Annotated in this window: 15 protein-coding genes; 7 read left to right on the forward strand and 8 right to left on the reverse strand. The window is 57.3% G+C overall.

The features are described from left to right. The first annotated feature begins 73 nt into the window (after positions 1–73). From flgK to HNP46_RS20990, 5 genes are all read left to right on the forward strand, one after another. Entirely contained in the window at positions 74–1690 is a 1617-nt protein-coding gene (gene flgK / locus HNP46_RS20970; protein WP_184592786.1) for a flagellar hook-associated protein FlgK, read from the forward strand. Between the two features lie 14 nt (positions 1691–1704). Continuing rightward, positions 1705–2901, forward strand: a complete 1197-nt coding sequence (gene flgL, locus HNP46_RS20975; protein ID WP_184592788.1) for a flagellar hook-associated protein FlgL — start codon at positions 1705–1707, stop codon at positions 2899–2901. 124 nt (positions 2902–3025) lie between these two features. Next, positions 3026–3286: a hypothetical protein gene (locus HNP46_RS20980; RefSeq protein ID WP_184592790.1), complete on the forward strand. Its 261-nt coding sequence runs from the start codon at positions 3026–3028 to the stop codon at positions 3284–3286. Positions 3287–3288: 2 nt separating this feature from the next. After that, complete coding sequence (locus HNP46_RS20985; protein WP_184592792.1) at positions 3289–3858, forward strand: non-canonical purine NTP pyrophosphatase; 570 nt, start codon at positions 3289–3291, stop codon at positions 3856–3858. Between the two features lie 71 nt (positions 3859–3929). Beyond that, positions 3930–4493: a hypothetical protein gene (locus HNP46_RS20990; protein WP_184592795.1), complete on the forward strand. Its 564-nt coding sequence runs from the start codon at positions 3930–3932 to the stop codon at positions 4491–4493. Positions 4494–4571: 78 nt separating this feature from the next. On the opposite strand, the gene HNP46_RS20995 is transcribed toward HNP46_RS20990, so the two are convergent. From HNP46_RS20995 to HNP46_RS21020, 6 genes are all read right to left on the reverse strand, one after another. Next, positions 4572–5273 (reverse strand): hypothetical protein, encoded by a 702-nt coding sequence (locus HNP46_RS20995; protein ID WP_184592797.1) that lies wholly within the window; start codon positions 5271–5273, stop codon positions 4572–4574. Then, positions 5270–6076, reverse strand: a complete 807-nt coding sequence (locus HNP46_RS21000) for a hypothetical protein (RefSeq protein ID WP_184592799.1) — start codon at positions 6074–6076, stop codon at positions 5270–5272. Before HNP46_RS21000 ends, HNP46_RS20995 begins: the two co-directional genes overlap by 4 nt. A gap of 64 nt (positions 6077–6140) precedes the next feature. Next, on the reverse strand, positions 6141–7745 hold the full coding sequence (locus HNP46_RS21005) for a PcfJ domain-containing protein (RefSeq protein WP_184592800.1): 1605 nt from the start codon (positions 7743–7745) through the stop codon (positions 6141–6143). Between the two features lie 130 nt (positions 7746–7875). Further along, complete coding sequence (locus HNP46_RS21010) at positions 7876–8397, reverse strand: hypothetical protein (RefSeq protein WP_184592802.1); 522 nt, start codon at positions 8395–8397, stop codon at positions 7876–7878. Between the two features lie 47 nt (positions 8398–8444). After that, positions 8445–8876, reverse strand: a complete 432-nt coding sequence (locus HNP46_RS21015) for a hypothetical protein (protein WP_184592804.1) — start codon at positions 8874–8876, stop codon at positions 8445–8447. Further along, positions 8873–9355, reverse strand: coding sequence for a hypothetical protein (locus HNP46_RS21020; RefSeq protein WP_184592806.1), 483 nt, complete (start codon positions 9353–9355; stop codon positions 8873–8875). Before HNP46_RS21020 ends, HNP46_RS21015 begins: the two co-directional genes overlap by 4 nt. 113 nt (positions 9356–9468) lie before the next feature. Between HNP46_RS21020 and HNP46_RS21025 the strand changes: the two genes are divergently transcribed. Both HNP46_RS21025 and HNP46_RS21030 read left to right on the forward strand, forming a co-directional pair. Beyond that, positions 9469–9846 (forward strand): ProQ/FINO family protein, encoded by a 378-nt coding sequence (locus HNP46_RS21025; RefSeq protein ID WP_184592808.1) that lies wholly within the window; start codon positions 9469–9471, stop codon positions 9844–9846. Positions 9847–9868: 22 nt separating this feature from the next. After that, positions 9869–10717, forward strand: a complete 849-nt coding sequence (locus tag HNP46_RS21030; RefSeq protein WP_184592810.1) for an SIR2 family NAD-dependent protein deacylase — start codon at positions 9869–9871, stop codon at positions 10715–10717. A gap of 55 nt (positions 10718–10772) precedes the next feature. Here the strand turns inward: HNP46_RS21030 and HNP46_RS21035 are convergent, their stop codons facing one another. Then, on the reverse strand, positions 10773–11705 hold the full coding sequence (locus HNP46_RS21035) for a hypothetical protein (protein ID WP_184592812.1): 933 nt from the start codon (positions 11703–11705) through the stop codon (positions 10773–10775). Positions 11706–12010: 305 nt separating this feature from the next. Beyond that, on the reverse strand, positions 12011–13573 hold the full coding sequence (locus HNP46_RS21040) for a hypothetical protein (protein WP_184592814.1): 1563 nt from the start codon (positions 13571–13573) through the stop codon (positions 12011–12013). Between the last annotated feature and the right edge of the window lie 75 nt (positions 13574–13648).

The following is a 13648-nucleotide window of genomic DNA, read 5'->3' on the forward strand; positions in this document are numbered from 1 at the left end:
ATATGCGATTCCCGCTAAAGGGTTGGGCAAATTTTGCCGATAGTCGTAGATACTTCCGGAGAACTGGTTTCCCATGAGTCTTTTTTCAACTGGTCTGAGCGGCCTCAACGCCGCGCAAATTGCTCTGTCGGTGACGGGCAACAACCTCACCAACGTCGATACCCCCGGCTACAACCGTCAGATCGCCAAGCTGACCGAAAACCTCATGAGCTCCGGGGTTCAGGTCACCACTATCGAGCGTCAGTTCGATTCCTTCGTGGCGGCGCAGCTGAACAAGTCGACCTCCCTGAGCAGCAGCCTGTCTTCCTACAGCGACAAAATCAGCCAGCTCGACGCGCTGCTGGGTAACGACGACGCGAACGTCTCGACGATGATGAACAGCTTCTTCTCATCGCTCAAAGACCTCGCTTCCGAGCCGGCTGACACCGCCGCGCGCCAGGGTGTGATCGGCAGCGCCGACAACATGACCGCCCAGTTCCGCTCGCTGGACAGCTACATCAAGAGCCTCTACGACGGCGTGAACTCGGAGATCAGCTCCGACGTAAACCAGATCAACAACCTCGCCTCGGACATCGCTAACCTCAACAAGCAGATCAGCCTGGCCAGGGCGAAGAGCTCCGACGAGCCAAACGCATTGCTGGATCAGCGCGACTACCTGGTGAGCCAGCTCTCTCAGTTCGTGAACGTCAGCGTCGTCGATCAGGGCGGCAGCTATAACGTCACCATCGGCAACGGCCTGTCTCTGGTCGCCGGCACCAACAGCTTCAAGCTGGAGGCTATGCAGTCGGCCGAAGACCCGACGCGCACCACTATCGGCTACCGCGACGGCAACGGCAATCTGACCCAGGTGCGCGAGAAGTTCATCACTGGTGGCAGCCTGGGTGGCGTGCTGCAGTTCCGCAATGAGGCCCTGACCTCCGCCCAGAACCGCCTCGGCCAGCTGGCTATCACCCTGGCCATGTCGTTCAACGACCAGCACGCCAAAGGCGTTGATCTGAGCGGCAATGCCGGCACCCAGTTCTTCTCAGTCGCTGACCCGGTCACCTACACCAACGCCAAGAACACCGGCACCGCATCCCTGGACTCGAAGTTCACCGACGCCAGCCAGGTTGCGCTCTACGACTACAACATCAGCTACAACTCCACCTCCGGATATACCGTGACCCGCCAGGATACCGGCGAAGTGCTGAACACCTTCCCGGTGGGCACCACCACACTGAGCTTCGGCGGCATGGAGCTGACCGTGAACGGTACGCCGGCCGACGGCGACAAGTTCCTGGTGCGCCCGCTCGAGCAGGCTGCAGCCACCATGGAGAACCTGGTGACTGACGTTGGTCAGATCGCCGCCGGCTCGCCGACTGGTGGCACCGGTACGGGTGACAACCGAAACGCCCTGGCCCTGCAGGCTCTGCAGACCGCCAAGACGGTAGGGGGTGTGAGCACCTTCAACCAGGCTTACGCCTCCATGGTTACTGACATCGGCAACCGCAGCGCCGTAGCCCAGACCAACCTGAAGGTACAGAACGCGCTGACCGATCAGCTTTCTGCCCTGCAGCAGTCGGATTCCGGCGTGAACATGGACGAAGAGGCTGCAAACCTCATCAAGTTCCAGCAGTACTACCAGGCCAGCGCCAAGGTCATCGACGCTGCCAAGAACACCTTTGACTCCATCTTGGCAATCGTGAACTAAGGGGCCAACTCATCATGCGCATCAGTACCGTAACCATCTTCAAGCAGAGCACGGCGCAGCTGAACTATCAGTCGTCCGCGTTCATGAAGATCAGCAACCAGATCGCAAGCGGCAAGCGTGTCGTGAACCCGTCTGATGACCCGCTGGCTATGTCCAAGGCCATCGGCATCACTCAGTCCGCAGCTCTCAACACCCAGTACACCGACGCACGCGTTTCCGCGAAGAACGCCCTGTCCCAGGCCGAAAGCGTCCTGAACAGCGTCACCGAGGCCATCACTGCCGCCAAGACGTCGCTGGTTCAGGGCCTGACCGACACCAACTCGAACGCCGACCGCCAGGCGCTGGCCACCCAACTTCAGGGAATCTACGAGACCCTGCTGGGCCAGGCCAACGCGGCTGACGGCAACGGTAAGTACCTGTTCGGCGGCTACCAGGACAACGCTCCACCGTTCCAGGATGATGGTACCGGCAACATCGTGTACGTCGGCGACCAGGGCCAGGTGCAGCAGCGCGTGGACAGCGCGCGCCTGATGCAGACCACTGTGCCGGGCAGCGACATCTTCACCAGCATTTACGGCTCTGCCGGCCTGGTTGCGCGCTCCGGTAACAACACCGGCTCGGTGCAGTACGAGCAGCCGTTGCCTTTCGACAAGTCTGACCCGAACTACGGCCAGACCGTGAACATCACGTTCTCCGACGTCGCCGGCACCAAGTACTACTCCATCAACGGCGGCACGCCGCAGGCATACACCGACGGTGACAAGATCACTGCCAACGGTATGTCCATCGTGCTGAAAGGCACCCCGGCCGATGGTGACAGCTTCCAGATCACCTCTGGCACCAACTCGAACTCGGACATGTTCAAGTCGCTGAAGGACGCCATCGACGCGCTGAACAACCCGGTGAACACCGACGCCGACAAGGCGAATCTGCGCAACACGCTGACTTCGGTCGCAGCCGAGCTCGACAGCAACCTGGACAAGGTGCTGACCGTGCGTGCCAGCCTGGGTTCGAAGCTCTCGGAGCTGGACACCATCGATTCGGTATCCAGCAACCGCGCGCTCAACTACAAGGCTGAGATCTCCTCGCTGATCGACCTCGATTACGACGCGGCCATCTCCGAGTACACCCTCAAGCAAACCGCTATCTCGGCTGCTCAGAAAGCGTTCGTACAGACCCAGCAGATGTCACTCTTCAACTACATCAAGTAGTCGAGCGGGTCAGGTTAGAGAAGGCACCTTCGGGTGCCTTCTTTTTTTGGGAAATTGACGATGGAGTAGGGCAGAAGTACCATTCACGCCCGGTTCTTAAGGATATGCAAGGGGAGAGGAGATCATGAGTGACTACCACGAATCTGTGCTTGGCGAGTATGTGCACTCGGTGGAGTTCAAGAAGGAGACCATCCAGATAACCCTCAGGCTCACGCAAACCTATAACCATGGGGATTTGAGCTGGAATGTGAGCGATTCTTCTGTGATGAGTCATGGCACTCCCGATGAAGTTCACTATGACACTATCCTCGAGGCTAAGCAGGCTTTCTCAAATAGAATCTGCCAATTGCTCGGCCTGCCGGTCAACAACGAACAGGACGATTGATCATGTCTCCCCCTAGCCTGGCTGATTTCATCATCGTCACCTCGAACCAGACCAAGATCCGTGAGTACGGACGCTTTGCTGGCGCTGGCCTGCGAATTCAGGAGGGTGAGGATCTGGCGGAGGTCATGGGCTCGCCCGATGAGGTGCTGATCTACAAGGCTCTGGCCGCCGGCGAGGGCCGCATGGTCGAAGACGCGATCCTCGTGATCGACGGTGAGCCTGTCGTGGACACCAAGTACCGTGTTTCTGCATTGCGCAGGGGGGAGTGCGCAGTCGGCACTCCCGTGATCTGGCAAGTACGCCTGGGGGTGCTGCTCAACGGCACCGTGTACGGTTACCTGGGTGAGACACCCGGCACCATCTGCGAAATGGTAACTCCTGGCTACGGTGTCGACCCAGTCATCCTGGTGAACGGCGTAGGCAAGTCTTTGGCGCAGTTGGAACTGGAAGGGGAGAAGGACACCTTCTCGGCCCGCCGTCTGGCCATGAAAGCGGTTGTTGAGAAGGCGCCATACCTTCACGTCCAGGCATCGTCGATTTCGCCCTGGCAGGGCGCCTACCAAGGCGAGTAGCCCTTCGGTTCTGGCCGCATTGTCCGGGCCTTGGCGGGCATGGAATACTGTTCCTATCTGAGGAGAGTTCCATGCCCCATTACTTCGTAACACGCTGCGTAGAAGCCAACGGCGATGACATCAATGAGATGTGCGATTCGCCACTGTCGAAAGAGATTTCCACTAGCTACTTCATGAAGGAAATCGCTCCCAGCCTGAAGATCGATAAGGAAATCCTGGAGCTCTTCAATCTAACGAAGAAGTCAGAGTTCATTAACGATTACCACATCAGGTGTAATCGCTCGTACTACCAGGGTGTTCCCTGCTATTACATTGTCCACAGTGCCATCGAATATGTATTCGTCGATAAGAAAGATAGCGGCAAGTTATTCGATGAAGAGGATGCTAAGTACAGGCAGCTCAGGATTTCACTGCTGCAGGATGATGTCGACGAACTGATGCCAGAAGGGGCAGACTATAAAGCCCTGTTCACCTTTGCGAAGAAGTTCTACGCGGAGAACAAGGCTGACCTGGACAGCCTCCAGATTCCCATGAGCTCGTTCGCTCAGTGGAACTGCAGCCATCGCGAGGCGTTCGCTGACTACGACCGCAAGTATTACGGCAAGACCCATGAACCCTCCGTTACATTGGGCTAGCTCTCTGCAACCATGATGAGAACGAAAAAGCGCCCAACAGGGCGCTTTCCCTTTTGTGGGGGTAATGCGGGCTTAGCTCTAGACGTCCAAGACGTCGAGCATCATTCCTGTGGCAACCTTGTCGGTTGATCGACCTATGCAGGGAGGCCAGTTGAAGCGGGCGGCCACGCGAGCATGTTGCTTTCGGTCGAAGAGTGCATAGAGCTGCTCATCACCCAGGTGGTTCTCAAGGGCGGTCATCAAAGCCGCGCCGAATGCCTCAGAGGCCTCATGCGGAGCTTTTGTACCCAACCACGTGGGTAGTTCCTTCGGATCGCTGGAAAGGGCTTCTGCGAGGCTCCTGCACAGCTCCTCGCCTGCACCGGGAGATACCTCCTCGACAAAGAGGAAAGTCTCGATGAGCGCCTTGTGGGTGTCCTGGCGAGCTTCCTTGATTTGAGACAGCTCTAACATGAACTGCGCATAGGCCTGCATACCATCCCCGGCCTGGATCGCAATCTGATCCGGGGTGTACCTCTCCAACCCGGTGGTGGCCCGGTACTCAGCATCCGGTAGGCGGATCACCCCAAATAGCTCGGCCACTCCTTGGCCGAAGAGGTCGATGTTGTTGGCGCGCGCCCCGCTGGTGACCACAGCAACCCGGTACTGGGCAACCGTGCGGGCATCTCTGTCTAACCCTGCGTAGCCGGTCAGCACTTTATTCAGGGCCAAGTAGAGAACTCGTTCCAATACAGACTGGCGTTGAATCACCCCTTCGATGAATGCCTGGGCGCGGCTCAAGGCTGGAACCCTACGTCATCATCGGTGAAAATCCGGGATAGCACCTTGTCGGATGCGGCCTCGATGGCTTTTTGCTCAGATTCGCTTTCCCAGATTCTGAAGTCACGCTGGATCTCCTTGTTCAGGAGCTGCAGGAACTTGCGGTAATCAGGCTGATTTCCTACGCCTAGGTCGATAGCCTCACGATCTCGTTCCCCGGTCTGGATGTATCGTTCTCTCGCGTCGTAGAGCCTGCGGGCGGTATCTGCATCACCCAGATAGATCAGCGCGGACTTCTCCTCACCAAAGCCCCAGATCGGCTTCTTCAGGATCGAGTAGAGGTTGTCGCCCATGGTGTGTGCTGCCATGACACCGGTTTCCTTTAGGGCGGATACCGAAATAGAACGGTCGGCAGGGTTCTCAGGAATTACTGCCTGGAGGATTCTACCGCTGGCCGCCCTCAGCTTTTGGATCTCAGAGCCCGAGATGGCGCCGAAGAAGACATAGGTGTTCTCATTGTCGGGGTGCGGAGCTTTAACGAAGGCCACTTCGCCTCCGGTATAGCCTGCAGCGAGGCCACGCCAGATTGGTTGGTGCAAGTATCCTGGGAAGTCTGTGCAGCCATTGTCGTCACGGGCCTTCAGGTTCTCGTCTGAATCTACTAGCTGGAAGCGCGGGACATCACCTTCTCCTGGGTAGAGCAACAGGAGCTTCAGGTCATAGTCCGTGATCGGCTGATTGGTCTGGGCAATGCCAAAGACGAAGGTAGCAGACCGGCTTTCGGCGACGATGGATGGATCGATGATGTTGAGCTGAACTTTCATGTAGAGGGCTCCATTTCCCCCAGTATGCTGGGGGAGGGAGTGTCGTCTCAAACAGGCATGGAGATTATCGTCGTTTCCGTTTGCCAAGTCGTTTCAGGTAGGCCTCGCTATACAGAGTTGCGAGCTTGTCACCAATGGCCTCTGCCGCTTCAGGGATCGCCTCGTTGCTATAGCCTTGGTGCTGCTGGACACTCCAGAGCGCTGGGTCGCCGTGCAATTCGAGGCCGAGGGTTGTCCGTTCACCACCAGGCGAGATGATAGAGAAGACCCTGTAGAGATCATCTGCGCACAGATACACATAGCTTACGACGCAGTGGGATTGTTCATATCCTTCCTTCGACAGGGCTGCATGGTTTGTAAGCGGTCTGCAGGTGTACCCGTCGATTACACATTCGGCCAGATCGCTTTCCCACTTAAGGTTCTCGCTCCCTTCAAGCCGTTTGAGGGTCATCCTGTGGTGCCAATCGACACTGTGGCGATTGAAAGACGCCATCCCGTCATGCTTGCCAGGGAACCCCAGCGCAAACCCCTCGAAGTTCAGCCAGTCGATCAAGCCATGGTGGGCTCGGTTTTTCAGCCATGTCTTGAGCTGATTGAAGCCGTCTGTCTTCCAGACCCTGTGAGCTTCAGTGACGAACGCTTTAAGGAACCGTGATGTGGCTACCCGATTCTGATCGATGTTTCGGATTCTGCTGCCGAGATTAATCACCTTGTACCAGACCAACGCCGGCACTTTAACCGTGATATTGGCGTGTGCCAGGGCTTCAATAAGGTCGATTTTCATCCCTCGCCCCATGTCTTGCTTTGTGAGTGCTTCAACCACGGTAATCGACGACCTGCAGACCCATTTCCATCCGGCCGGGGTCAGGAATGATGCGTTCAGCTCAGTGAACCCACGCCTTTGAGCCAGAATCGTTTCTCCAGGCCGTAGTACCCAGTTGTGGCGGGAGAACAGGTCTTGCTGCTGCCAGTACTTTTCTCCGACCCTGGCCATGATAGGGAGTAGGTTGCGGTTCTCCCGAGCGATCCTTTTCACATGTTCGGCCTGTAGCGCATAGCGTAGGTACATCTTAAGGGTGCCCATCCGAGGGTGGATGGCCATCGCCGCACTGAAGAGCTCGGTCTCTCTGATGTGATCGTAGAAGCTGGCGCGTAGGGCCCGAGCCCCGGAATTCCCACTTGCACTGGTGATGAAGCCGTCCCTCCGAACGTACTTCGTTTGGCCACCTGGCTTCTTCGTTCGCTTACGAACCTGCCTTGGCAGGTAAAACTTGAGGAGTGACTTCTCAACCAGGAACGCTGTGTCCCTGTGCTCCCGTTTCTTGCACAGAGCCTCGTAGCCGTTCTGTTTCATCACAACTTCAATGGCCTTGGACAGCAGATGTTCCCACCAGGAGAGGCTCTGGGTAGCTTGAACTGGCCAGAGAGGGACGTTCGGCCAGGCCTCGAGTCGATTGTCTCGGCTCCACTTCTTTGAGGTTGTGGAGTAGGTGTAGAGCTTCACAGACCCGTCTGTAAGCCTATCAATCCGCCACAGGCTGCAAATGATGATCCGGGTAAGCCCCTTGTTCGGAATTTCCTCTACCGTGCAGATCCTGAAGATTTTGTGCTCGATCAGCCTGCGCTTGATATCCCAATAGAACTGCTCAAGTTCAGGATGGCCGAACATGGGCTTTCTCGTGCGGAGACCTGGCTCGACACTTTCAGTTTGAGATAAAGGCCCAGCCTGGGTCGGCTCTGGCGTCGAAAGCATGTGTTGATCTCTTTTTCTTGTTTTTGTCGGATCAGGAACAGGGCGGCTACACGCGTGACTGGCGTTTCAGATGCTCATCCCAGGCCATGCGCAGCTGGCGACTGATGTGTTCGTTGGGGGCGTCGGTGTCAGCCGGCGGAGAAAGCCCTTGGTCGACAGCCTGGAGGAAGTTGGCAGTAGTGACAGAGCGGCTTTTGCCGTACTCGCAGGAGACGGTTAGCACCTTGGTGCCGCGCTGCTTGTGCTCGAGGTAGAACTCGATGATCCGACGACCGTCGGCTAGGCACATGGGGGCTGAGCGGAATCCGGTCTTGGTGGAGTTCTCCCAGGCCCATTTCTTCCCCTGGAACGAGAGCATGTCGTTGCGCTCCAGAAGGCCGGTCAGGCCATGGAAGATGGTCTTGCGCACCAGGTCATCGGCCATGACCATCAGGAGGTTCCTGTGCGGGCTCTGGGGCTGCATGGCAGTCCAGCCGCAGGTGGCGTTGAGGAAGGCGATGCGGGGAAAATCAGCGTCGAAATTACCCTTGTCGGGGTTATTTCCGTGCTTCTCGGTCACGAACTTCACGCGCGCAGTCTCCAGGGAGTGCGCATCCTTGCGTTAGGTTGTCAGTATTAGACGTCTAGGTCGCCTTTGATCTCGTTCATCTCGACCGCCAGGGCCTGCCAGAGCACCTGGAAGGGGATGTAACCATACACATCCAGGCTCAGCTGCGCCTTGAGCTTTGCTTTGGTTGGGTGTTCCAGAGCTTCCATTACCTGCTTGAGCAGAGGGTCGCGCTCTTTGATTTTGAGCTTAGTCGTCAAGCGCATGAGGATGTACCACATGGCATAGCCGGCGCCGCTCGCTCCGAGTCCAGTGATGGCCAGCGACCAATGGAATCCAACTTCCAGGTACTGCCAGCCCACGAATCCTGCCCCAAGGATTGACGGGGCCACGTAAGCGAACACCACAATCCCGAAGACCTTACCCACCAGGCTCGCCTTGAGCTTGTTGCAGTCCTTGTAGCGAGCAACAACCTGTTCTTCGAGGGTAGGGTTCGTCATTTGGGTTCCTCATTGGCCAATGCGATCAGTTTAGCCCTTCCAGGCTCCTGGTCGCGCAGGTCTTTCTCGACCTTGTCGGTCTGCTGATCACTGTACTTGGCCAGCTCCTTCAGGAAGAAGCTTAGGGAGTTGTTGGAGATGCGTCCTTTGTGGTCAGCGCTGCCGAGGAGGGACTTGATCAGGTCACCCGGCATACCTTCGATGTCTGCCAATTTGCTCAGCGTGGCGTCATCGACCTCGACGTTCGAGGCTTCGTCACCTGCGAAATGCATGAGGATGGCGCAGATGTAAATCAGGTTGGTAGTCAAAACCCCCTGTGCTGCAGTCCATGTTCCGTCAACGAGCGGTACGATCAGCCCCACAAGAGTGAAGGCCACGTACAACCCCAGGCAAATGATGACCTGTCGCTTCAGCACAGCTTTCTTGAAAGGCTCTACGGCTGCTTGTGCGTTGAGATATAGGGAGGAATTGACGGTCATAGCACTGGCGCCTGGAACGAAAAATGGAATGCTCGCAATTATCCATAAATTGCTACCGCCCGGCCAGTGCCCAGCGATATCATCTGGCCAAGTCGCAATCGCAGGAGTGAGCCATGACCAACCGTGTTTTCCCAAGCAATCAGGCCCAGTATTCCCAGCTGGTCGCTGACCTGGAGCTGCTTCAAACGCTGTTTCCGGTCGCATTTCCACGTAAAGGTGCACACCACGCCCGGCCGCTGAAGGTGGGTATCCACACGGATATCCTGACAACGCTGTCTTTCCTGGGCATCGAGATGACCCGTAGTCGCCTGCGCCGCGCCCTGACCCAGTGGTGTACCCGCCGGTTCTACTACCACGGCATTCTCGTGTCCGGACTGCGCTTTGACCTGGGTGGCCTGCCGGTTGGCAGTGTGTCCCTTGAAGACAAAGCGTCTGCCAGAGTTGGGCTGATCGAACGGGACAATCGGAAGGCGCGACAGCAACTCACATAACCCTGAGGCACGAAGAACGCGCATGAAACTGATGATGATTACCGGAGCTGGCCTGAGTGTTGGGGCTGGCCTGTCGACCTACCGTGGCGAGGATGGCAGCTACACTGCTATCGAGAATGAGGTCGGCCGCCCTATCACTGAGCTGCTGTCCAGGAGAACGCTTGAGCGTACACCCGAGGTCATCTGGCACTACTTGAAGGGCTTCATTGCCGGCTGCCGCGCTGCTGAGCCTTCGGCTGCCCACCACGCCATCAAGGTCATCCAGGAGAACTGCGAAAGTTTCCTGGAGATCACCCAGAACGTGGATGGCCTGTCCCGCGCCGCTAAGGTGCCGTCATCGAGCGTCATTGAGATCCATGGGTCGATTCACCGCTTCCGCTGCATGAAGTGCGGTGGAGAGTGCTTCCCTGCCCTGGGCGAGGACGATCCGATTCCGCCGCGCTGCTACGTGTGCATGCGGGAAGGAGGTGCGGTTATCCGCCCGGACATCGTGCTGTTCAGCGAGAACATTGACGCGCTCCAGCTTCAGGAAGCTGAACGGTTCGTGTCCAATGACGCCCAAGCGCTGATCATCTGCGGAACCTCGATGATGTTCCCATACCTGGCTCGCCTCGTCGTACAGGCCTGCTGGAGGAACATCCCGATTCTCTACGTCGATCCGCACGCCAGCTACGACTTGCCGGCGGTGATCGAAGAACTGGAATTCCGACGTCTGGGCTTCCAGGATCACCTCTGGGACTTCATCTACCTGATCAAGGAGACGGCCGACGTCGCCCTGCCTAAGATCGCCGAACTGGTGAGGTCTGGGTGCTGCGCTGAAGAGTTGAGGCTTCAGGCCATCAAGTGGGAGAGACCGGGTCTGGGCACCTGAGTCTTCCCCAAAAAGAAACCCCCGCAATGCGGGGGTTCTTTGTTTCAGACCTGGATCAGGCCTTGGCGTCTACGCTGAGGAGGATTTTGCCTTTCTCGTCGCCTTCACGGATCACCAGCTTGGTAATCTTGATCAGGCTGGTGCGGAAGCCATCACTGATCGATTCCTGGCCGGTCTGCAGGCTGTCGAGGTAGCCGAAAACGGTGATGTTCATCGGCTTGCGAGAGGAGATGAGCGCCTCGATCTCGCGGGCCTTGGCTTCGTCCTCAACGACCAGGGACTGGAACTGTTTGCCGTTGGTAAAGCTCAGGCTATAGCGGTTCGGTCTGCTCCAGGAGATCGAGCCACGAGTTTCCGGGCGGGTGATACTGCCACGGATGAAGTTGTCTCGTTCCTGCTTCGTCATGTAGTGGTAGTCGTTGAACGCCGACAGCGGGAACGGGAACGCCTTGGTGGCGAAGTCGTAGCCCTTGAGGGTGGCCTGCGGCGGCAGGGTCACTTCTACGTAACGGATCTGCTTGCTGGCATCCAGGTGAGCCTGGTAGAGGGGCTCAATCTGCTTCGCGATGTCATGTTGCTTGAACTGGTCGGAGGTTTCACCGTACTTGCGCATGAGGGAATCGATGGCCTCATCGCCAGTGAGGAAGCCAGCGTTCGACAGTGAAATGCCGGAGCCCCAGCTGTCGATGAACTCGGGAACAGTGACGGGGGCGTCAGAGTGCGCGTTGTAGAGGTACGCCAGCTCGCTGCCGCCTTCGATCTTGGTGAAGTGGGTGTCAGCAGCCAGTGCAGGCGGGGCAGGGAGGATCTGGAAGGTAGGTGCGTTCGGATCGACTTTCGGCTTGGCCGGAGCTGCCGGCGCTGCTTGGGCGACCGCTTCGCTCTTCGAAGCTGCAGGGGATTTCCCGGCTTGCTTGTCGCTCTCGCCGCCGCAGCCGGTCAGGATGATTGCTGCTACTGCACCTGCCAGAAGTTGCTTGATTTGCATGGAGTCTATTCCTTGGCGTGACTGGGTTCGATCCGTCATAGAGGCACATGTGTGTCAAAGGGCCATCTATTCGGAAGATGTTACGACTGGCGCGGCCAGTTGTCACGACCCTGCGGGTACGTGATTTCAGGCGATCCGAGTGCTGTTTCGGACTCAGCAGTACCAGATGGCACCCAAACCGCAGCATGTGTGCATGTTGCGACTTGGAGGCGGCATTGAGTTCCGTCTTTGCAGCACTCAGAAATCCATTCGAGGGGCTGCAATATGTAGGTAAAAGAGGTGGTTGTCTAGCTGGAGATTCGTGCTCAGATTTCCATGGTGCTAAGCATGAATTTGGTCTGTTCGCGTTCCTTGCTCATCTCGAAGGCCTCATCCACACGGATGCCTAGCTCAATGGCTCTCAGCCTGCGTGCAGGCGTTCGCAAGGCCGACTTGATATCGGTTCTTTCGTGTTCGAGGACAGCTCTGAGCATGTACGATCCTTCCAGGACATCGTCCTTGCAGCCTGTCCTGAAATGCTGCGCGAGCAACGACTCAATGATGTCGGGTCTGCCCATGGCATGCGCCATGTTTACCCACTGATCGAGATAGTCCCGTTTGGTGCCGAGGGCCGTATCATCTCCAATCTTGGCCCGGCAGAATCGGTCAAATGACGGCACTTCAGCATCAGCCCGGATGTAACCCTTCGGGAAGAACTCTTCGCAAAGGTGGAGGCTGACCGTCAGGGTGTCGAGGACATCACTGCCTTCCAGAGGCGAGAGGCCGTGCTCACGGAAAGCTGAACAGAGCTTTTCGACTACAGCTTTCAGCACCGGCAACTTGAGGTTGTCGGAAGTCTCCTCGGAGCCAACGTAGGCAGTAACCTCGGTGGCCAGGCAGTTCTTGACCACCGCCCGGATTGCGGGCTCGTCCAGCCCTGCTTTCAGAAGATGGGGAACCAGCACGTGGGGCTCCCAGATCAGGTCTGCGCAGGCGCTGGAGATGAGCATTGGCCAGCGGGTATTGGCCAACTGCGTGATAGCCTCAAGCTGTTCCTGCCTGTCGAAGCCCATCTCTTTCAAGTGTTGGATGACACTCTGCTTATGCCAGTCCCCGTCAGTGCCAAACGACAGATCAAGCTTGCCGCACAGTTGTACGATCTGTTTCAGGGCAGGCTTTGCAGTGGCGCGGTATTCCACCAGGTCGTCTTCGTCGAAAAGCAGGCTTGAGCAGAGCAAGTTCTTCACCGCAGTAAGCTGGAACTCCTGCGGGCATACACTGATCTCGTCCAGCCATTCCTTCACCAATCTCACTCCGTGCCGCGAGGTGTAGATGAAGTGGGCCTGCGACTCAGTTGTGTTCGCGATTGCAGACATCAGTCTGGCGCCAGGGGCGTTCATGACTGAAGACGCGTCTTTGAATCTGGGCTTTGCATAGGTGGGAAGAGCCAGCCACTGCTCGATCATGTCGTCCAGTGACCGAACCCTTTCGGCGAAACCGTCAGTATTCTCGGGATGCAGCGTTTCCCAGTACACGCACACGTCGCTCCCGATGAAGTTATGCGTGTGCTCTCCATACGCCACGTACATGAGGTCGATTGGATTGACACCAATCTTGGTCAGATACCGGAGAAGGGCTGACCGACTGTAATCCTCAAGGGCGCGGTTCCTGGTGCTCTTACGAAGCTTCCTGACCAGTCTGTTGTTGAGCGAAGTCGCAAATGCAAAGACCAAGCTGTCGGGCCCATAGGTGAGGATTTCACCTTCTGGTGACACAGCCGGGGCCAGCTGCTCGTAGATCCCTTCAGGGCGTTTCACGTTGATATCGAAGGCGAACATGTCCTTCAAGATGATGTTCACCGCGTAATCGATTCGAGTGATCTTGCCCATGGCCAGCCTGCAGATGGAGTTGTAGTACCAGGTTACGGGGGGAGAAACGAAGCGGGCTAGGATGAACCTAGCCCG

It is taken from the genome of Pseudomonas nitroreducens, assembly GCF_014204515.1.
Lineage (GTDB): Bacteria > Pseudomonadota > Gammaproteobacteria > Pseudomonadales > Pseudomonadaceae > Pseudomonas > Pseudomonas nitritireducens_A.

Bases quoted from the DNA above. Each gene is read 5' to 3' on its own strand.
- flgK (WP_184592786.1), top strand. From the start codon at position 74: ATGAGTCTTTTTTCAACTGGTCTGAGCGGCCTCAACGCCGCGCAAATT.
- flgL (WP_184592788.1), top strand. From the start codon at position 1,705: ATGCGCATCAGTACCGTAACCATCTTCAAGCAGAGCACGGCGCAGCTG.
- HNP46_RS20980 (WP_184592790.1), top strand. From the start codon at position 3,026: ATGAGTGACTACCACGAATCTGTGCTTGGCGAGTATGTGCACTCGGTG.
- HNP46_RS20985 (WP_184592792.1), top strand. From the start codon at position 3,289: ATGTCTCCCCCTAGCCTGGCTGATTTCATCATCGTCACCTCGAACCAG.
- HNP46_RS20990 (WP_184592795.1), top strand. From the start codon at position 3,930: ATGCCCCATTACTTCGTAACACGCTGCGTAGAAGCCAACGGCGATGAC.
- HNP46_RS21000 (WP_184592799.1), bottom strand. From the start codon at position 6,076: ATGAAAGTTCAGCTCAACATCATCGATCCATCCATCGTCGCCGAAAGC.
- HNP46_RS21005 (WP_184592800.1), bottom strand. From the start codon at position 7,745: ATGTTCGGCCATCCTGAACTTGAGCAGTTCTATTGGGATATCAAGCGC.
- HNP46_RS21015 (WP_184592804.1), bottom strand. From the start codon at position 8,876: ATGACGAACCCTACCCTCGAAGAACAGGTTGTTGCTCGCTACAAGGAC.
- HNP46_RS21020 (WP_184592806.1), bottom strand. From the start codon at position 9,355: ATGACCGTCAATTCCTCCCTATATCTCAACGCACAAGCAGCCGTAGAG.
- HNP46_RS21025 (WP_184592808.1), top strand. From the start codon at position 9,469: ATGACCAACCGTGTTTTCCCAAGCAATCAGGCCCAGTATTCCCAGCTG.
- HNP46_RS21030 (WP_184592810.1), top strand. From the start codon at position 9,869: ATGAAACTGATGATGATTACCGGAGCTGGCCTGAGTGTTGGGGCTGGC.
- HNP46_RS21035 (WP_184592812.1), bottom strand. From the start codon at position 11,705: ATGCAAATCAAGCAACTTCTGGCAGGTGCAGTAGCAGCAATCATCCTG.
- HNP46_RS21040 (WP_184592814.1), bottom strand. From the start codon at position 13,573: ATGGGCAAGATCACTCGAATCGATTACGCGGTGAACATCATCTTGAAG.